The organism is Qipengyuania sphaerica (genome assembly GCF_019711595.1).
Taxonomy (GTDB): domain Bacteria; phylum Pseudomonadota; class Alphaproteobacteria; order Sphingomonadales; family Sphingomonadaceae; genus Qipengyuania; species Qipengyuania sphaerica.
The window spans coordinates 111,067-130,002 of sequence record NZ_JAIGNR010000001.1 but is presented as its reverse complement, the minus strand read 5'-3'; the positions used below and the strand labels follow the sequence as shown (position 1 = coordinate 130,002).

The window sequence follows — 18,936 nt, the reverse complement described above, 5'->3', positions numbered from 1 at the left end:
GAGCCATTGCTTGACCGCAAGGACCACGCTGCGCCACATCGATACACGCAAATTGACTGGCGGGAGCACTATGAGCACGATTTTTCTTGGCCTCGGCGCGAATGGCGAGAAGCAATATTTCCGGCTCGAACAGGCCAACCGCCACGGCCTGATCGCGGGCGCAACCGGCACTGGCAAGACGGTGACGCTGCAGGGCCTCGCCGAGAGTTTTTCCGCCAATGGCGTGCCGGTCTTCGTCGCCGACGTGAAGGGTGACCTTGCGGGTATCTCGATGGCCGGATCGCCACAGTTCAAGCATGCCGACAAGCTGGAAACCCGCGCGAAGGAACTGGGCATGGAAGACTATGCCTATGCCGACAATGCCGCGGTTTTCTGGGACCTCTACGGTGAAAAGGGTTTCCCCATCCGGACGACGATTTCGGAAATGGGTCCGCTGCTGCTCGCGCGCCTGCTCGATTTGAACGACACACAGGAAGGCGTGCTCAACATCGTCTTCCGCTATGCCGACGAGAACAATCTCCTGCTGCTAGACCTCGGCGACCTGCAGGCGATGCTGACCTTTGCCTATGAAAACGCCAGCGAATTGTCCGGCACCTACGGCAATGTCTCCAAGGCCAGCGTCGGCGCGATCCAGCGCCAGCTGCTCAGTTTCGAAAGCCAGGGAGCGGACCGCTTCTTCGGCGAACCGGCTCTCGAGATCGACGATTTCCTCGCCACCGATGAACAGGGCCGCGGGATCATCAATGTGCTCGCCGCCGACAAGCTGATGCGCAGCCCGAAACTCTACGCGACCTTCCTCTTGTGGCTGCTCGCCGAACTGTTCGAGACGCTGCCAGAAGTGGGCGATCCGGAAAAGCCGAAGCTCGTCTTCTTCTTCGACGAAGCGCATCTGCTCTTCGACGATGCTCCGGATGCGCTCGAGGACAAGGTTGAACAAGTTGTGCGCCTGATCCGGTCCAAAGGCGTGGGCGTCTATTTCGTCACCCAGAACCCGATCGACATTCCGGAGAAGATCGCCGGACAGCTCGGCAACCGCATCCAGCATGCCCTGCGCGCCTTCACCCCGCGCGACCAGCGCGCGATCAGGGCGGCGGCGGAGACATTCCGCATCAATCCCGATCTCGATGTCGAAGAGGCGATCACCCAGCTCAAGGTCGGCGAGGCGCTGGTCTCGACCCTCGACGAGGACGGCGCACCAGGCGTGGTCCAGCGCACGCTGATCAAGCCGCCGCATTCGCGCCTTGGTCCGGTGACCGAGAAAGAGCGCAAGATCATCAATTCGGTGAGCGACCTCGACGGCAAATACGACGAGGCGGTCGACCGCGAGAGCGCCGAGGAAGTGCTTGCGCAGAAGGCCGCCGATGCCGAAGCCACGGCCAAGGAGGTCGCCGAAAAGGGCCGGGAGGAAGTCGGCAAGCGCGAGCGCAAGTCTCCTTCCATGTGGACCAAGGCCGGCAAGGCCGCGGCTACCGCCGCAGCCGGCTCGCTGTCCTCGATTGCAGTAGCGACGGTCCTGGGCAAGAAATCGCGCGCCGATCCGGTTCGCACCGGCCTTAACGCCTTCGTGCGCAATATCGTCGGCGGCTTGATGCGTTAGAGCGGTAGACGGATTTCCGCGCGCAGACCGCCTTCCTCGCGATTTTCGAGGACCAGCCTGCCACCGTGTTGCTCCGCCACCGCGCGCGCGATGGCGAGGCCGAGCCCGGCACCGCCGGTGGCCCGATTGCGGCTTGCCTCGCCGCGCGCGAAGGGTTCGGCGATGGTATCTATCAGTTCGGGCGCGATGCCGGGTCCGTCATCCTCGACCGCAAGGATCGCAGCGCGGTTCTCGCTGGTCACCGACAAGCGCGCCGAGCCGCCGTAGCGGATCGCGTTCTCGATCAGATTGCGCAGCGCGCGCTTTAGCCAGGTGACCTGAATTCCCCGCTTGCGCCGCTCAGTCGTCCCCAGAGTGACAGGCTTGCCGAGATCCTCGAACTCCTCGACCAGCGTGGCGGCCAGCGCGGATAGGTCGACCACCTCGAATTCGACATCATGGCGGCCGACGCGGGCGAGCATCAGGATATCGTCCAGCGTGCGCGAAGTCTCGGCGATGATCTCGGCCATTTTCGCCTTGGCTTCGGCGTCGCCCTCGAGATTCTCGATCCGTACGCGCAGCGCGGCCAGCGGGGTCTTGAGGTCGTGCCCGATCGCACCGAGCATGACGTCCTTCTCGTCGAGCATGGCGCCGATCCGCGCTTCCATCTCGTTATGCGCCTCGATAAGGACACGCACGTCTTCAGGTCCGCGCGGTTCGACCTGCCCCACTGCCGCAGGATTCTCCGAAAATCGCTGGGTGCGCTCGGTAAGCTGCGCGAGCGGGCCGGTGATACGGCGCAGGACGAGCCAGAGCACGATGACAAGAAGGCCGGTCAACATCGCCGCCCTCAGCAGCGGAAACAGCGGGCCGAAATGTTCGTGGGGCCGATAAATCGGTGCGCGGACTATTTCCCAGCCTTCGCCGCTGCTGATTCCGGCGACGGCGATTTTCTCGGGCAGGTCCGCCGGAGTCATGCCGCGCCGCCGGGCCAGCCGCTCCAGAAAGCGCTGCGCGACGGGATCGTTTGAGACTTCCCGCTCGACGATACGGATATCGGCGAAGTCGCGCCCATTATTGCGCAAGGTTTCACCCAGCCTTTCCTCGAGAGCTGGCAGCCTCCGGTCCCCATCCAGGGTCAGGAAGGTGTCGGCACGCGCAAAATCGGTTCCGGCGAAAGCCCTGCGAGGCCGACGCGCCCCGGGCGGGCCACGCCTCTCGCTATGAGGTCGGAAGCGGCGTCGCTCCGCATTTTCCAGTTGCGGCGTGAGATCGACGACAAGCTCGCCATCGTCCATATCCGCAATACGACCCATCGCCACCAGGCGCAGGCTCAGCGTGTTGACAAGTCCTGTTTCGACCCGGTCCTTTTCGATGGTCCATGCAAGGTAGGCGTTGATGCCCTGCACGAGGAACAGCGTCACCGCGATCGCGAGCGTGACCTGGCCGAGCAGGCTCTTGGGCAGAAGTCGCTTCATTGCTGGCCTGCGCGCGTCACTTCCGCACCGAAGCGGTAACCTCCGCCGCGCACGGTCTGGATGAAATGCGGGTTGCGGCTGTCGGCCTCGATCTTGCGGCGCAGGCGGCTGACCTGGTTGTCGACCGCGCGGTCGAACAGTTGCGCCTCGCGGCCCTGCACCATGTCGAGCAGCTGGTCACGATCGAGCACCCGGCGCGGATGATCGCAGAAGGCGCGCAGCATGCGGAATTCGGCAGTGGAAATCGGGACGAGCGTGCCGTCGGGATCCGTGAGACGCCGCTTCAGCGGGTCGAGCGTCCAGCCTTCGAAGTGGTAGAGCTGGTCTTCGGCAGGAAGCACCGGCTCGCGTTCGGACCGGCGCAGGACCGAGCGAATGCGCGCGACCAGTTCGCGCGGCTCGAAGGGCTTGGTGACATAATCGTCGGCGCCGATTTCAAGGCCGATGATGCGGTCCATCGCTTCGCCCTTGGCCGTCAGGAGGATAACCGGGAGCTTTTTCGTTTCAACGAGGTGGCGGCAGAGCGAAAGGCCGTCCTCCCCCGGCATCATGATGTCGAGCAGGACGAGATCGGGGGTGTCACTGCCCAGCACCGTTCGCGCAGCAGCGGCGCTTTCCGCCTCGCGCACGGCGAACCCCTGGCCGGTGAGATACTCGGCCAGGGGTTCGCGAAGGCTGCGTTCGTCGTCGACGAGCAGGAGGGTGGTTGGCGCGGTGTCGGTCATGTAATCCTCGCCGCGCCTACCGTGCGGCGCTTGCCATGCGCAAGCGCGTTACTGCGCGGCTTCGCGCTTTGCCTTCCGCTCGGCACGCATTGTTTGGTGCATCGCCTCGCGCTCCTCGGCGGAGATTGCACCGTCGCCATTGGCATCGGCCTTGGCGAAATGAGCCGCGAGAGCCGCATCGAATTCGGCGCGGGTGACGGCCTTGTCGCCATCGGCATCGGCCATGCGCATCATGTGCATGCCGCCGCGCATGCCGTGACCACGCTTGCCTCGCTTTCCGGCATGACGTTCGCTGCGTGCTTCATGCATCGCCTTGAGTTCGTCCTGCGAGAGGCCACCAGAGTTGTCGGTGTCCATCTTGGCGAAACGCGCGGCCATGCGGTCTGCGCGGCGATCGGCACGGGCTTCGCGGCGTGCTTCACGCCGTTCCATGCGCGCTTCGTGCATCGCCTTCATCTCGGTCTGCGACAATTCGCCATCGCCGTCGGTATCGGCCTTGGCGAACATTTCCGCGCCATGTGCCTGACGGTCATTCGCGTCGATTACGCCATCATTGTTCGCATCCATCTTTGCGAACATCTCGTCGGCATGCGCGGTGAGTTCGGCGCGGGTGACGTTGCCGTCACCATCGGTGTCCATCTTGGTCATGTGGCCATGCGCCAGCGCGGCAGTCCCGGTTAGGGCCAGCGCAGCGGCGGAAAGGGTCAGTGCGGTCTTGTTCATCATACTCTCCAGCAAAAGGGGAGAGCTGCGACGGTCCGTCGGGAGGGGAGGGGAGAAACACTTCGATCCCGCCGCAGCTCATGTATCACTTTTAGGAGTGTATTGTCGCAGCTTTATGCCGAAGAGAGGCTGAATTGTAACGAAGTGTCGCATTCAGCCCGCCATGTTCACATGACCGAAAGCCATCTCGCTCAGCCGACCTTGTCCATCAGATAGGCGTTGAGCTTGTTGCCGTCCGGATCGCGGAAATAGGCGGCGTAGAACAGCATGCCGTTCTCGTCGGGTTCGCCGCGCGGACCGGGTTCGCCTTCGCAGGACCCGCCGTTGGCGAGCGCGATGTCGTAAAGCCGCTTGACCTGGTCGCGGTCCTTGGCCTCGAGCGCCACCATCGTGCCATTCCCGACACTCGCCGCATTGCCGTCGAACGGCTTGGTCGCTGCAACGCCCGCGCCGCCATCCCACTTGCCCCAGGCGATGAAGGTTTCGAATTCCATCATCCGCCCCACGCCCATTTCGGCCGCGATAGCGTCATAGAATTTGGCCGCCTTCTCGAGGTCGTTTGTGCCCACCGTAACGTAACCGATCATTCGCCTGCTCCTTCAGAAAACGACTCGCGACCGCCGGAACATTACGTGAACATACGTAATCCTACAAGGGGGCGCATTCCCGCTCGAGCCAGGCGAGGTCCTCGCCCTCGAGCTGCGGCGCGAGGATCTCGCGGGTGCGTGCATGATAGGTGTTCCACCACTCTATCTCGCGTGCCGTGAGGAGCGACTTGTCGACCAGCCTGCGGTCGAGCGGCACATGCGTGAGCGTTTCGAAGCCGAGATATTTGCCCTCGCTGCCCTCGATATCGGCGTCGACCACCAGCACGAGGTTCTCGATCCGGATGCCGTATTCGCCCGGCTTGTAATAGCCCGGCTCGTTCGAGAGGATCATCCCTTCGCGCAAAGGCGCGCCGGTCCCGGCAAAGGCACCACCGGGCTTGGAAATGCGCTGCGGACCTTCGTGGACCGAGAGGTAGCTGCCGACGCCGTGGCCGGTGCCATGGCCGTAATCCATGCCGACCTGCCACAAATGCATGCGGGCCAGCGCATCGAGCGCGCCGCCGCTGGTCCCGTCGGGGAAGCGTGCAAGATCAAGCTCGATATGGCCCTTGAGGACGCGGGTGTTGCGATCGACCATTTCGGCCGTCGGTTCGCCCGGACCGACCCAGACGGTACGGGTGATGTCGGTCGTACCATCGAGATACTGTCCGCCCGAATCGCACAGGTAGATGCTCGAGGGCGGGATGGGGATATTGCTGTCCTCGTCGACCTTGTAATGCGGCAGCGCGGCATGGCCAGCAGCCGCGCTGATCGTGTCGAAGCTGCTGTCCTTCATGTCCGGGCTTAGGCCGCGGAATTCGCGCAGCTTGGCTGCAGCGGTCAGTTCGTCGATTTCGCCCGAGGGTGCGTTTTCCTCGATCCAGCGCAGGTATCTGACGACAGCCGCCCCGTCGCGCGCCTGCGCATCGCGGTGGCCCTGCTGCTCGGCCTCGGTCTTGATCGCCTTGGGCAGCACGGCAGGATCGTCCTCGCGCACGACCTTCGCCCCGCCCGCTTCGAGCGCGTGCAAGATGCCGGCGACAGCATGCTTGGGATCGACCGCGACGGTCTTGCCCTTGAGGTCCGCAAGCGCGGGCTGGAAATCCGCGCGATCGCGCACCCTCACCGCATTGCCGAGATGCTTGGTCAGCTCGGGCGAAACCTTTTCGGGCGCAATGAAGAGGTCAGCCGTGCCGTCCGAATTGACAAGGACGTAGGACAGCGCGACCGGCGTGTTGTCGACGTCCTGCCCGCGCATGTTGAGCAGCCAGCCAACCGAATCGAGTGCGCTGATGACAGTCGCGTCGTAGCCTTCCTTGTTGAGCCAGTCGGCAATGACCGCGCGCTTGTCGGCGCTCGAGCGGCCCGCATATTTATCGTCATGCGGGACGGCTGCAGCCTTGCTCGGTTCAGGGCGGTCGGCCCAGACCGCGTCGATCGGATTGCCGTCGACCGCGACCAGTTCGATGCCCTTCTTGGCGAAAAGCTTTTCCGCGCCTTCCGCCCACTCGATCCCGTGCAGCCAGGCGTCGTAGCCGATCTTTGCACCCTCGGGCGCATTCTCGGCGAGCCATTTGGCGGGCGAGGTCGCGGGCACGTCCTCGTAATCGTAGAGCTTGCCGTCGACCTGCTCGCGCACCTGCACGGTATAGCGGCCGTCGGTGAACATCGCGGCCTTGTCTTTCAGCACCGCCGCGCTGCCTGCGCTGCCGCCAAAGCCGGTCAGCCAGTGGAGACGCTGGGCGTAGGAGCCGACATATTCGCTCATATGCTCGTCGGAAATCGGGATGACGAAGCCGTCGAGGCCGCGCTTCTCCAGTTCGGTGCGCAGCGCGTCGAGACGGGCTTCATGGGTTTGCATCAGCATGGCGGTAATCCTTTCGTCGGTGCTGCATGCGCATTGGGCGATGCAGCGCTTGCGGCTTGTGCCTGCCGCTCGTAATCGCCCCTCTCCAATAGGGACTTGCGGCGGTTCTTTCCAGTTCTGTGCCGCGAACAAGGGATCGCACGTGACTTTCATTCGACTGGCGGCATGCCTATCTGCCGCTTCGCTGGCTTTCGCCGCTCCGACACATGCCCGGACAGAAGGGAAATCCGTGACCGAACCGACCGCTCCGCCGACAGCCGAGAAGCGCGACCATGCCTATACGCATCACGGGATCACGATTTCCGATCCCTATTACTGGCTTAAGGACGAGAGCTATCCGACCATCGATGACGAGGACATCCTCGACTACGTAAAGGCCGAGAACGCCTGGTTCGAAGCGCGGATGGAACCGCACAAAGCGCTGGTCGACGAGCTCTACGAGGAAATGAAGGCGCGCGTGAAGGAGGACGACAGCTCCGTCCCCCAGAAGGACGGCGACTGGCTCTACTGGACCGAGTTCGAGAAGGGCAGCGAATACAAGAAGTTCTACCGCCGTGCGGTCACAGGCGGCGATGCCGTTCTGATCCTCGATGAAAACGCGCTTGCGGAAGGGCACGAATATTTTCGCCTCGGCGCATTCTCGGTCTCGAAGGACGGACGCTACCTCGCCTATTCGACCGATACCGACGGTTCCGAACGCTACACCGCGCGCTTCAAGGATTTGCAGACCGGCGAGATGCTGGCCGATGAAATCCCCGGCATCCGCACCAGCCTCACCTGGGTCGCGGGCGGCAGCGCGGTGGTATACGGCGAATCGACCGAACAGTGGCGCACGCTCAACGCCAAGGTCCACACGATGGGCACGCCTGTTTCGGACGATGTCGAGATCTACCGCGAGGCCGACGAGAGCTTCGGCGTGTCGACGGGCCTCACCGCACAGGAAGACTGGCTGGTTATTTCCACCGGCGACAACGAGACCAGCGAAATCCGCCTCGTTCGCGCCGATGATCCGACCGGCGAGCAAATCCTCATCGCACCGCGCCAAAAGGGCCGCGAATACGATGTCGATGTGCGCACTGTGGACGGAAGGGGCACGATCTACGTCCACACCAACGACGATCACGTGAACTTCCGCCTCGCCACCGCCAGTATCGACAATCCCGGCAAATGGACCACGCTGATCGCGGGATCGGACGAATTCTATCTTTCAGGCTTCGAACTGTTCAAGGACTTCTACGTCACCGAAGGCCGCCTGCGCGGGCTCGACCAGATCCAGCTGCGCAGCTACGCCGACCCCAATCTTGTCAAGCCCATCGCCTTTGCCGAAGCGAGTTTTTCGACCGGGCTTTCCGACAACCCCGAATACGATGTCGACAAGCTGCGGCTCGTCTATGACAGCATGGTCACGCCCGACACGGTCTATGATTACCACGTCGCGAGCGGCGAACTCGAACAGCTCAAGCAGGTCGAAATCCCGAGCGGATACGATGCGAACCTTTACAAGGTCGAACGCATCGACATCGCCGCGCGCGACGGAACGCTGATTCCCGTCTCGATCGTCAGCCGCAAGGATCGCCCGAAAACCGGACCGCTCCACCTCTACGCCTATGGTGCATACGGCTATGCGGTGCCGCCGGGCTTCTCCTCGACGCGCCTCAGCCTCGTCGATCGCGGCTATGCCTATGCCATCGCGCATATCCGCGGCGGCGATGACCTCGGGCGCAATTGGTACCTGCAGGGCAAGCTCAACGAGCGCACCAATACCTTCAACGATTTCGTCGACGTGGCGAAGGGCCTGATTGCCGAAGGCTATACCGAGCAGGGCAAGATCAGCGCGAGCGGCGGTTCTGCGGGCGGCGAACTGATGGGCGTGGTGCTGAATACCAATCCCGAGCTCTGGGGCGCTGTGGTGGCGCATGTGCCTTTCGTCGACGTGCTCAACACCATGCTAGACAAGGATCTCCCGCTCACGCCGGGCGAATGGCAGGAATGGGGCAATCCCATCGAAAGCAAGCAGTCCTTCGCTTATATTCTTAGCTATTCGCCCTACGACCAGGTTGTGGCGCAGGACTATCCGCCGCTGCTGGTCACCGCCGGCCTCAACGATCCGCGCGTGACCTATTGGGAACCCGCAAAATGGGTCGCCAAGCTGCGCGAACTGAAGACCGACGAGAACGAACTGCTCTTGAAGACCAACATGGGAGCGGGCCACGGCGGCAAGTCGGGCCGATTCGCCTCGATCTACGAGGTGGCCGAGGAATACGCCTTTATCCTGTGGCAGATGGGAGCGGCCTCGAGCAGCCAAGCGGCGGGTCAGACAAGGAAATGACCGCGAAGTTCGAGCAGACCTTCACCGCACGCCCCGAGCACATCGACGAGCTCGGCCACGTCAACAATACGGTCTGGGTGCGCTGGATCCAGGACCTCGCGGTAGCCCATTGGGAAAAGACCGCGGCCCCCGATCACAGCGCACAGTTCTTCTGGGTCGTGACCCGGCACGAAATCGATTATCGCGGCAATGTGGCCGAGGGCGAAACAGTGACTGGGGAGACCTGGATCGAAGGCACCCCGCGCGGTGCCACCTCCACGCGCCGGGTCGATTTTCGCAACGAGGCGGGCAAGGTCATCGTTTCAGCTGCCACAACCTGGGCCATGCTCGACCGCGAGACCCAGCGGCTGGTCCGCGTAAGGCCCGAGGTGCTCGCGCCTTTCACCTGACGGCTCAGGCCGTTTTCAGCTCGCCGCCCACAGCTTCTTCACCTGTCAGGATCTCGAACTGGTAGATATTCTTGCCGAGCCGCTTGGCCTGGTAGAGCAACTTGTCGGCATGGGCATAAAGCGCGTTGAAGTCGCCCCGGGCACCCTCGTCTGCACCGTCGAAAATTACGATGCCCATGCTTGCGCTTACCCGCTGGCGGATCGCGGGGACCGAACGCTTGACAATCTGCGTCAGGTCGAGCCGGCGCATTTCGGCGCGCTCGATGGCATTGGGGCCGCGCAACAACAGCATGAATTCCTCGCCGCCGAGGCGCACTGCGACAACATCGGGCCCCGGTGCAAGTGCCCTTGCCGCGGCGACTAGGACCTCGTCGCCCACGTCATGGCCGTAGAGGTCGTTTACATCCTTGAAGTCGTCGATGTCGTAGATCGCCATGGCGGAAAATCCCTGCGCCACTAGCCCATCGAAATTCCTGCGGATCGCGCGGCGGTTGAGAAGCCCAGTAAGCGGATCGCGCTGCGAGATGTCTTCAAGGTCGCGCTTGTCCCTTAGCGCTTCGTCGCGTTCGCGGCGAAGCACCATGATGCGGGTAACCACACCGACACCCGTTACGCAGACTTCGAAGGCCATGGCATAGAAGGGGGCGGTCACCCCGAGCGTACGCGCGCTTTGCAGACCAAGTCCGTTGGCGATCATGTCGAAGCCGGTCAGTATTGCAGGTACCCAGCCCACGATGATGAACCAGACCATGCGGCTCCTGCGCACAAGCGCATCGCCTATCGCCCAGGCCACGGCGAGGAACATGGGCAGGAAGCCGTACATGTAGAAATTCTGGTCGAGTGGCCCGAACCCTCGCTGGGCAATTGCGAGCAGGCCCGAAGTCGCCAGCATGATTGCGATGGCGGCCTTCAGCAACCGGCGCGACCATTCGCCAAGGCATTCCCGCTCGATGAAGGTCATCGCGAAGAGGGCAGCCGAACCGACGATGGTGACATAGCCGAGCTGCGTCAGCGTCACGAGCGTTGCAAGCCGTGGTTCGAACAAGGCCGTGAACAGGCCATTCGAGGAATTCAGCACCATAAGCATCCCGACGCACATGCCGGCATGCGCAAGCATGAAACGCTGTCGGAGGATTGCATATAGGCTGGCATCGAAGAGTAACGGCATAATCACGAGGCCCGCCAAAGCAGCGAGGATCAGCGCCGTTGCCCGTGAAAACCCAACATCGTTCTCGCTCGCGACCAGCCGTGCCTCGGAACCCGCGCTGCTGAGGTCGGGGCGCACTATTTTCACGAGCAGCCTGTCCGCTTGTCCGTCGGCCAGTCCGATCTCATCCAGCGGCACGGACGCGAAAGGGCCGAAGAGCGCCGGTTCAACCTGCGAACCTTTCCAGCTGCGCTCGGACAAGGTTTGATCGCCGGCCAGCGCGTAGATCGTGATGCTCTGAAAATGGGCGTGGCGCATCGCGAAGATTCTCGGCTCCGCCTGCGCCCCCACTCGATCGAGCGGAAAGGTGAGCCAGGTGGCGCCGCGTTTGCTTTCCCAACCCTCGTGATCGCAGCGCCAGGCGAAATCTTGCTGCATCACTTCGGACACTTTCGTGGTCGCGCTCGTCGCTGCATGGCAATCGTACAGTTGACCCGGTGCCTCTTCGCGCGCTTGCGCAGATCCAAGGCCGAGCAACATCGAGCACAGCAACACTGCGATCATCGCCAACAACCGGCGCGATGCATGCAGTGTACGGGCGGTCATGCAGCTGCCCTCGAATGCGCGATGCGCCTGTCCGGTTCGCCTGTCACCATTGAGCGCGTGCAATTTCGTCCCGCGCACTTGGCATCGTAGAGCAGTCGATCGACCTGTGCGTAGAGCTTGGCGAAGCCGTCTCCCGCATTTTCTGCCAAGGCGGAGAAATCGAGATAGCCCATGCTTGCCGTCACCGGACGCGCCAATTCGGTTACATCGGCCGATATCCGCTGGCGTACGGCCAGGCGCCGCTCCTCCGCCTTTTCGACCGCACCTTCGCCGCGCAGCAGGAGCAGGAACTCTTCCCCGCCGATACGGAAGGCGGCAATATTCGGGTCATCGCCCGGGCTCAACGCAACCGCCGCGCTCCGGATCACGCGGTCTCCGACGGGGTGGCCGTGAATATCGTTGATCGACTTGAAGTGGTCGAGGTCGACCACCGCCATTGCGTGGAAGCCCTCCTCCACAAAACGCGCAAAACGCGTGTCGAGCGCGCGGCGGTTGCGCAGGCCGGTAAGCTCGTCGTGCTCGCTCAACACCTCGAGGTCGCGTGCAGCGCTCAGTGCGTGATCGCGCTCGCGGCGGATGGTGATGAAGCGGTCTGCTACCGCAAGCGCAGTTGCGACGACTTCGAACAGCAGCGCGAAATTCTGCGGCCATGTCTCGTCGATGGTGGCAAAAACCGCCTCACCATAGACCGTGACGGCCTGCATCAGCACCACCAGCGCGAGCGGCGCGATGCCCCAGGTGAGATAGGGCGCCATCCGGCTGCCCTGACCGCGCGCCTGGTACAAGACATAGAAATAGGCGGCAAAGACGCAAAGCAACACGCCGAAATAGAAATGGTCGACCCACGGGCCAAACAGGTCGATGGCAAAGGTGGTGGCAAAGCCGTTGGCGATCTGGATGACCGGCAGGAACAGAAGCCAGCGCCGGTAACGCCGCGGGAGGCGGCCGTCCTCGATGAAATGATAGGCGAACAGGAACGTCGCCGAGATCATCACGTCGAGGCTGAGATAGGTGACGTAAAGTTCGTAGTCGTAGCTCAGCGGGAGAACCATCGGCAGCAGGCCAGACACCGCCGCGGTCTGGATAACCGCCATGACGCAGAACAGCGCGTGGTAGAGCGGGAAGGGTTCGCGCAGCGCTCGGTAGAAGCCGAGGTCGAAGATGATCGGAGCGAGCAACAGTCCGCACAGGACTGCGGCGAGTATGTGCACCCAACCGGCGATCGCCGGGACTTTCGCTTCCTCGCTCAGTCGCGCAGTGACGAAGGCTTCGGGGAACCAGCCTCCTTCATGAACGAAGGTAACGGCAGTGACCCGCGAACCGGGATCGGGCAGATCGACCAGCGCCTTGAGGCTTGAGGAGCCGAGCTTCAAGCTTTCGAAACTGTAGCTGCGCACGGCGCGCGCGCCGTTTTCACCGTCGACGATCAGGGTGAGCTTTTCGAATTCGTGACGATCGAACTCCGCCACCCGCGGCGAGGCCGCAGTTTCAGGCGCATTGGTGAGATCGTGGCGGACGAAATGGCGCTCGGCGTGCCAATCGAATTCTGCGCCTTCACAGGTCCACAGTTTCGGGTTTTCCAGCGCTTCGGCGAGCTCGATATCGGCCTTCACCGAGGCATGGCATACCGATCCGGAAGACAGCGGTGCTTCGGCGGAAAGCGGAGCGGGGACGAGCGAAAACATCGCGCATAACGCGAGTGAAAGCGCGGCTCGCACAAGGGCTAGCCGCGGAAAGATGAAACCGTCCCGTCCCATTGGACGCGGTGCATAGCAGCGAAGGCCTTAAAGTCCCATTACCTATTAGCTAAGGCTAAATTAGGCCTCTTCAGGCGGTCAGGACCTCGGCAACAGGGCGATAATCATAAGACAGTTCGCGGGCCACGGCCTCGTAGGTGACCTCGCCTGCGTGAACGTTGAGACCCTCGGCCAGATGCGGGTCGTTGCCCAACGCCTTCTTCCAGCCCATCCGGGCGATGCGCAGCGCGTGCGGCAGGGTCACATTATTGAGCGCATAGGTGCTCGTGCGCGCGACTGCGCCCGGCATGTTCGCAACGCAGTAATGCACGATATCGTCAACCACATAGGTCGGATCGGCATGGGTGGTGGGCTTCGACGTTTCGAAGCACCCGCCCTGGTCGATGGCGACATCGACGAGAACTGCGCCCTTCTGCATGTCCCCCAGCATCTCGCGCGTCACCAGCTTGGGAGCGGCCGCGCCAGGGATCAGAACCGCACCGATCACGAGATCTGCGCCGCATACGGCATCGTAGAGGTTGGCAGCGTTCGAGAAACGCGTGCTTGCGCGGGCTTCGAAATGCGTGCCGACCTTTTCGAGAACGTCGGGATCTCGGTCGAGAATGGTTACGTCGGCACCGAGACCGGCCGCCATCTGCGCCGCGTTGAAACCGACCACGCCGCCGCCGATCACGACGACTTTGCCGGGCATCACGCCCGGTACCCCGCCCAGCAGCACGCCGCGTCCGCCATGCGCCTTTTCAAGCGCGGTGGCACCTGCCTGCACGCTCATGCGTCCAGCGACCTGGCTCATCGGTTTGAGAAGTGGCAGCTGGCCGCCCGGTCCGGTCACGGTTTCATAGGCGATGGCGGTGACACCGCTCTCGACGAGTTCGCGGGTCTGGTCCGGGTCGGGGGCAAGGTGGAGATAGGTGTAGAGGATCTGCCCTTCGCGCAGCTTGGCGCGTTCGACCGCCTGCGGTTCCTTGACCTTCACCACCATTTCGCATTCGGCGAAGATCTCGTCGGGCGTGTCGACGATTTTCGCGCCTGCCTCGACATACTGCTCGTCGGTCGCATCGATGCCGCAGCCTGCCTGCGTCTCGATCCAGACCTCGTTGCCCTGGACGATCAGCTCCTTCGCGCTCTCCGGCGTCAGGCCGACGCGATATTCGTGATTCTTGATTTCCTTGGGGCAACCGATACGCATTTGCCGAGTCTCCTTCTCGGCGCACCCGTTACAAGTGAAACCGGTTTGCGGCAAGCGCGGTGCAAGCCAAGCGGATCAGCGCGGCATATCGGCCCATTGCACGGTGACGAAGGGTCCGGGTCCTTCGATCACCTCGTCGACGATAGCATCGCCATCGCGCAGCCGCTTGGCCAGCGCCCCGGTCTGGGGGGCGGGCCCCGTAAGCACGATGGGCAGTTCAAGCCGCTGGGCCGCCCAGAGGACGATGCCTTCCGAAACGGAGCCTGCGCCGGTCGGCCCCTTCTCTCCAAGCTCGATCGCCGGAAGGCGCTGCACCGGCGGTCGCAGGACTACCGTCCAGCCCGGCGTCTTGCCGGCAACGCGACGTTCAAGCTCGCGGTAACCCTCAAGGGTGAGGCCCGGCAAAGGCCTTGCGCTGGCGATCATCCGGCGTGTGTCGCGATCGAGCATGACGTCGCCCCGATCGACGCCCGCAGCCATCGCCATGCGCGCAACCATCGCGGCAATCTGCCGTTCCGTCGCCGCAGCCTGTTCCGCTGCGCGCGCACGGGCCAGTTCGGCCTGTTCGGCCGCGCCCGGGTCGGCGCCGACACGGAACTGTTCGACATTGACCGTGACCTCGCGACCGAGCTGCTGGCCCAGCGAGCGTGTGAGATCGGAATTGGCATCGGTGTCGAATTCGGGGGTGAAGACCGTTGCCGAAACGGACATGGGTTCACTCTCCCAATCGATCGACTGCTCGCTGATGCGCGAGCGCGCACCGAACTCCGCCTGGATTGCGTTGCGGACCACCCGCTGGGCATTTGCTTCCCATGCGATGCTACGCAGGGACAGACCCAACGGAACAGCCATGGCGACGAAGATGAAGAAAATACCGACATTCTGGAACCAGCCCTGGCGCCTCGAGAGGGTCGTGCGAAAACCGTAGAGGCGCGCCATCAGCGTGGCGGTCAAAGCAATGGTCAGGAAGTTGGTGACGAACAGTCCCAGCGCGCCGAAGAACACCGTCCAGTTGAATGTCGCAAGCCCGAAGCCGACTACCGCGAGCGGCGGCATCAAGGCAGTTGCAATGGCGACGCCGACAATCGTCCCTTCGCGCCCGCGGATCATGGCATAGGAACCCGCGATCGAACTGAACAGGGCAACAAGGAAATCGAGCAGGTTTGGCCGGGTTCGCGAAGCGATCTCTTCGGTAATGGTTTCGAGCGGCGAGACCAGGACGATGAAGGCAGAGAACAGCACCGCTGCAAGACTGCCCAGCGCAACCGAGCGCGCGCTGATCCTGAGCCATTTCTGCTTGCCCGTCGCAAGCGCGAAACCGACCCCGAGGATCGGGCTCATCAGCGGCGAGAGGAGCATCGCCCCGATCACCACGGCCGCCGAGGAAAGAAGCAGGCCGAGAATGGCGATCCCGGCCGACATCATGACCATCAGGAAGTAGCGTGCGGTGGCTGGACACTCGAGTGCCACTTTTGCGATCACGGCTTGATGATCGACATCCGCCACGACGGCATCGCGCCAATAGCGACGTAGCGGCGCCAGCGAACGTCCCAGGGGCGAGAATACCCAGCTGGCCCTGCGATCGGCTTCCTGGTCGGCGGTTTCGGTGGGTGCGTCGGTGGCAGCAGCGTTCATCGATCCGCCCTAGATCGGATTGCCGTCCTGGTCGCGATAAATTTCGCGGCGGCCGACATGGTTGGCGGGGCCGACGAGACCGTCCGCCTCCATCCGCTCGATCCACTTGGCCGCGGTGTTGTAGCCCACGCCCATCTGGCGCTGGAGCCAGCTGCCGCTCGCCTTCTGGTTCTCGATCACGATCTGGCAGGCCTGGCGATACTTCCGCTCTTCGGGATTGTCCGAGGCGGTGAAATCGTCCTCGAAATTGAAGCCGCCATCCTCGGGCTCTTCGGTGACCGCATCGACGTAGTCGGGCTTGCCCTGCGCACGCCAATGATCCGCCACGCGCTCGACTTCGTCGTCGCCGACGAAGGGGCCGTGCACGCGTATCATCGCTCCGGTGTTGGGCTTGTAAAGCATGTCGCCCTTGCCCAGCAGCTGTTCTGCGCCCTGTTCGCCGAGGATCGTGCGGCTGTCGATACGGCTCGTGACCTTGAAGCTGATACGGGTCGGAAGGTTTGCCTTGATGACGCCGGTGATGACATCGACCGAAGGGCGCTGCGTCGCCATGATCAAGTGGATGCCCGCCGCACGCGATTTCTGGCTGAGACGCTGGATCAACACCTCGATTTCCTTGCCCACGGTGACCATGAGGTCGGCCAGTTCGTCGACGATCAGCACGATCAGCGGCAGCGGTTCGTAGTCGAGCTGCTCTTCCTCGTAGAGCTCCTCGCCCGTTTCGGGATCGAACCCGGTCTGCACGCGGCGGCCCAGCGGTTTGCCCTTCGCGATGGCCGCGGAAATTTTCTCGTTGAAGCCAGCAATATTGCGCGAGTTCACCGAGGACATCATCCGGTAGCGCTTCTCCATTTCCTCGACCGCCCATTTCAGGGCGCGGACCGACTTGGCGGGCTCGGTCACCACCGGACTGAGCAGGTGGGGAATGTCGTCATAGGTGTTGAGTTCGAGCACCTTGGGATCGATCAGGATCATGCGGCACTCGTCGGGCGTGAAGCGATAGAGCAGCGACAGCAGGATCGCGTTGAGACCCACCGACTTGCCCGAGCCGGTGGTGCCGGCAACGAGCAGGTGGGGCATCGCGGCAAGGTCGGCGATGATTGGCTCGCCCGCGATATCCTTGCCGAGGATCATCGGCAGGCTGCCCTTGTGGTCCATGAAGGCGCTCGATGTGGCGAGCTCCTTGTAGCTGACCATCTGGCGGTCGGCATTGGGCAATTCGATCCCGATCACGGTCTTGCCCGGAATGGGCGAAACGCGTGCGCTGATGGCGCTCATGTTGCGGGCGATGTCTTCTGCGAGGCCGACCACGCGGCTCGCCTTGATGCCGGGCGCGGGCTCGAGCTCGTACATCGTCACTACCGGCCCGGCACGCACCGCAGTAATCTCGCCCTTCACGTTGAAATCGTCGAGCACGTTTTCGAGCAGGCGCGCGTTGCGTTCGAGCGCGATCTTGTCGAGTTTCACACCCTTGTGCTCGGGCTGGTCGGCGAGCAGGTCGTGGCTCGGCAGCTGGTAATTTGCGAACATGTCGCGCTGTTTGGCTTTCGCCGGACGCGACTTTGCGGGTGCGGCAACGGGATCGGCGATTTCGGGCGCGCGGCGCGGTTCGCGGGCGGGTTCGTCCTCGTCTTCGTCTTCGACCACCGAGCGTTTCGCACGCTTCTGCTTTTTCGGGCTGACCGGCAAATCGATGTCCGAAAGCTGCGGGCGCCGCTTGAGCATTTCGGGCAAGGTAAAGAACTGCGCCCAATCGATGGCGAACACCTTGGTTACGAGCGCAAGCCCGCCGCCCAATGCGACCAGGCCGAGCGCGCCGATGATCCAACCCGAATAATCGCCGCCGAAGCGCGTTGCGACAGCATCGATACCGCCCGCGCCGAGCAGGCCGGCAAGGCCTCCTGCCCCGGCAGGAAATGGACCGGGAGTTCCTGCGAACAAGAGGGAGATGACCGTGCCGAGCAGCACCATGGCCAAAATCAGAAGCGCAAATGGGCTCCACCACTTTCCGGGCGTTTCCTCTTCGTCCGGGTCCTCGACACCGGTCCACAGGCGGCGGGCCGAAATCCAGAGGAGTGGGAGCAGGAGCAGCGCAGGCAGGCCGAAGAAGAAATAGGCCCGTTCGGAAGCCCATGCGCCGCTTGCGCCCATCCAGTTGGCGATGCCCGTTCCCGCAGCTGCGGTGGACAGACTCGGGTCGGTCTGGGTGTAGCTGGCGAGCGCCAGGGCAAGGAACAGCAGGAGCACGAACAGCAGCCCCGCCCCCGCCATATGCGTGGCGCGGCGCAGCGAGCGGCGGAAAGCCGCCCGCCAATCGGATTTGGCGCCTGCGCGCGTGGCCATTGAAATTCCCTTCTACCGTCTTGGCGCGCAGTATGAGTCCTCGGCGAGTCCGAGGTCAAGTAATGTTCGTCGAGGTGAGTCCGTCGATCGCCCCCCAGCGCGGCCAGTCGAGTTCCCGCGCCCGCTCGTGGTTCATGCCGCCAAGGGCGATGACCGGCACGGAGGATTGCTGGGCGAGGACGTGGAAGCCGTGCACGCCCAAGGTAGCGCTGGCGGGGTGCGAGGCCGTCGGGAATACGGGACTGAGGAAGATGCCCGCAGCTCCGGCCGAGATGGCATCGCGGATCTCGTCCCCGTCATGCGTGGTGGCGAGCCAGAGTCCGCTTCCTTCAACGCGTCTTGCGCCGTAATGGCCGTCTTCGCCCCAGCCGCTCGCACGAGACAGGATGACAGAATGCGATCGCTCTCGTGCGATGCGGGAAAGGGTCTCGAACCGCTGACGACGCTCTGCCTCGGGCAGATGGTAATGGCGGAATACGAAGCCCGACCCGCGCGGCAGCGCAGCGAGCGCATCTTCCAGCCCCGCATCGTTGCGGGCATCGGAAAGCAGCCACAGCAGGGGAAGGGTCTGGCGCGAGGTCACGG

General features: G+C 63.2%; 14 protein-coding genes. 3 read left to right on the top strand and 11 right to left on the bottom strand.

Going from position 1 to position 18,936, the window contains the following annotated elements; genetic code table 11:
• Positions 1-70 precede the first annotated feature (70 nt).
• Positions 71-1,597 carry a helicase HerA-like domain-containing protein gene (locus K3178_RS00600; protein ID WP_221569466.1) on the top strand — a complete coding sequence of 509 codons (1,527 nt, stop codon included), beginning with the start codon at positions 71-73 and terminating at the stop codon, positions 1,595-1,597.
• Here K3178_RS00600 and K3178_RS00595 read toward each other — a convergent pair.
• The 5 genes from K3178_RS00595 to K3178_RS00575 form a co-directional block, all read right to left on the bottom strand.
• On the bottom strand, positions 1,594-3,054 hold the full coding sequence (locus tag K3178_RS00595) for a sensor histidine kinase (protein WP_221569465.1): 1,461 nt from the start codon (positions 3,052-3,054) through the stop codon (positions 1,594-1,596). The genes K3178_RS00600 and K3178_RS00595 overlap by 4 nt on opposite strands.
• Positions 3,051-3,779, bottom strand: a complete 729-nt coding sequence (locus K3178_RS00590; protein ID WP_221569464.1) for a response regulator — start codon at positions 3,777-3,779, stop codon at positions 3,051-3,053. The genes K3178_RS00595 and K3178_RS00590 overlap by 4 nt, the downstream gene beginning before the upstream one ends.
• 48 nt (positions 3,780-3,827) lie before the next feature.
• Complete coding sequence (locus K3178_RS00585; protein WP_221569463.1) at positions 3,828-4,502, bottom strand: EF-hand domain-containing protein; 675 nt, start codon at positions 4,500-4,502, stop codon at positions 3,828-3,830.
• Between the two features lie 191 nt (positions 4,503-4,693).
• The gene (locus K3178_RS00580) at positions 4,694-5,089 is read right to left on the bottom strand and encodes a VOC family protein (RefSeq protein WP_221569462.1); all 396 of its coding nucleotides are present in this window, start codon (positions 5,087-5,089) and stop codon (positions 4,694-4,696) included.
• A 61-nt stretch (positions 5,090-5,150) separates the two neighbouring features.
• Positions 5,151-6,956 (bottom strand): aminopeptidase P family protein, encoded by a 1,806-nt coding sequence (locus K3178_RS00575; protein ID WP_221569461.1) that lies wholly within the window; start codon positions 6,954-6,956, stop codon positions 5,151-5,153.
• 229 nt (positions 6,957-7,185) lie between these two features.
• On the opposite strand from K3178_RS00575, the gene K3178_RS00570 reads away from it, so the two are divergent.
• Positions 7,186-9,285, top strand: a complete 2,100-nt coding sequence (locus K3178_RS00570) for a S9 family peptidase (RefSeq protein WP_221569460.1) — start codon at positions 7,186-7,188, stop codon at positions 9,283-9,285.
• Positions 9,282-9,674, top strand: a complete 393-nt coding sequence (locus K3178_RS00565; protein WP_221569459.1) for an acyl-CoA thioesterase — start codon at positions 9,282-9,284, stop codon at positions 9,672-9,674. Before K3178_RS00570 ends, K3178_RS00565 begins: the two co-directional genes overlap by 4 nt.
• A gap of 4 nt (positions 9,675-9,678) precedes the next feature.
• On the opposite strand, the gene K3178_RS00560 is transcribed toward K3178_RS00565, so the two are convergent.
• The 6 genes from K3178_RS00560 to K3178_RS00535 form a co-directional block, all read right to left on the bottom strand.
• The gene (locus K3178_RS00560) at positions 9,679-11,427 is read right to left on the bottom strand and encodes a GGDEF domain-containing protein (RefSeq protein WP_221569458.1); all 1,749 of its coding nucleotides are present in this window, start codon (positions 11,425-11,427) and stop codon (positions 9,679-9,681) included.
• Entirely contained in the window at positions 11,424-13,112 is a 1,689-nt protein-coding gene (locus K3178_RS14270) for a sensor domain-containing diguanylate cyclase (protein ID WP_221569457.1), read from the bottom strand. Before K3178_RS14270 ends, K3178_RS00560 begins: the two co-directional genes overlap by 4 nt.
• A 142-nt stretch (positions 13,113-13,254) precedes the next feature.
• On the bottom strand, positions 13,255-14,373 hold the full coding sequence (gene ald / locus K3178_RS00550; protein WP_221569456.1) for an alanine dehydrogenase: 1,119 nt from the start codon (positions 14,371-14,373) through the stop codon (positions 13,255-13,257).
• A 75-nt stretch (positions 14,374-14,448) separates the two neighbouring features.
• Positions 14,449-16,008, bottom strand: a complete 1,560-nt coding sequence (locus K3178_RS00545; protein WP_221569455.1) for a DUF389 domain-containing protein — start codon at positions 16,006-16,008, stop codon at positions 14,449-14,451.
• Positions 16,009-16,017: 9 nt separating this feature from the next.
• On the bottom strand, positions 16,018-18,351 hold the full coding sequence (locus K3178_RS00540; protein ID WP_221569454.1) for an FtsK/SpoIIIE family DNA translocase: 2,334 nt from the start codon (positions 18,349-18,351) through the stop codon (positions 16,018-16,020).
• Positions 18,352-18,406: 55 nt separating this feature from the next.
• Positions 18,407-18,934 carry a thiamine phosphate synthase gene (locus K3178_RS00535; RefSeq protein WP_345719826.1) on the bottom strand — a complete coding sequence of 176 codons (528 nt, stop codon included), beginning with the start codon at positions 18,932-18,934 and terminating at the stop codon, positions 18,407-18,409.
• Positions 18,935-18,936 lie beyond the last annotated feature (2 nt).

Bases quoted from the DNA above. Each gene is read 5' to 3' on its own strand.
- K3178_RS00560 (WP_221569458.1), bottom strand. From the start codon at position 11,427: ATGACCGCCCGTACACTGCATGCATCGCGCCGGTTGTTGGCGATGATC.
- K3178_RS00580 (WP_221569462.1), bottom strand. From the start codon at position 5,089: ATGATCGGTTACGTTACGGTGGGCACAAACGACCTCGAGAAGGCGGCC.
- K3178_RS00540 (WP_221569454.1), bottom strand. From the start codon at position 18,351: ATGGCCACGCGCGCAGGCGCCAAATCCGATTGGCGGGCGGCTTTCCGC.
- K3178_RS00545 (WP_221569455.1), bottom strand. From the start codon at position 16,008: ATGAACGCTGCTGCCACCGACGCACCCACCGAAACCGCCGACCAGGAA.
- K3178_RS00600 (WP_221569466.1), top strand. From the start codon at position 71: ATGAGCACGATTTTTCTTGGCCTCGGCGCGAATGGCGAGAAGCAATAT.
- K3178_RS14270 (WP_221569457.1), bottom strand. From the start codon at position 13,112: ATGTTTTCGCTCGTCCCCGCTCCGCTTTCCGCCGAAGCACCGCTGTCT.
- K3178_RS00590 (WP_221569464.1), bottom strand. From the start codon at position 3,779: ATGACCGACACCGCGCCAACCACCCTCCTGCTCGTCGACGACGAACGC.
- K3178_RS00565 (WP_221569459.1), top strand. From the start codon at position 9,282: ATGACCGCGAAGTTCGAGCAGACCTTCACCGCACGCCCCGAGCACATC.
- K3178_RS00575 (WP_221569461.1), bottom strand. From the start codon at position 6,956: ATGCTGATGCAAACCCATGAAGCCCGTCTCGACGCGCTGCGCACCGAA.
- K3178_RS00595 (WP_221569465.1), bottom strand. From the start codon at position 3,054: ATGAAGCGACTTCTGCCCAAGAGCCTGCTCGGCCAGGTCACGCTCGCG.
- ald (WP_221569456.1), bottom strand. From the start codon at position 14,373: ATGCGTATCGGTTGCCCCAAGGAAATCAAGAATCACGAATATCGCGTC.
- K3178_RS00585 (WP_221569463.1), bottom strand. From the start codon at position 4,502: ATGAACAAGACCGCACTGACCCTTTCCGCCGCTGCGCTGGCCCTAACC.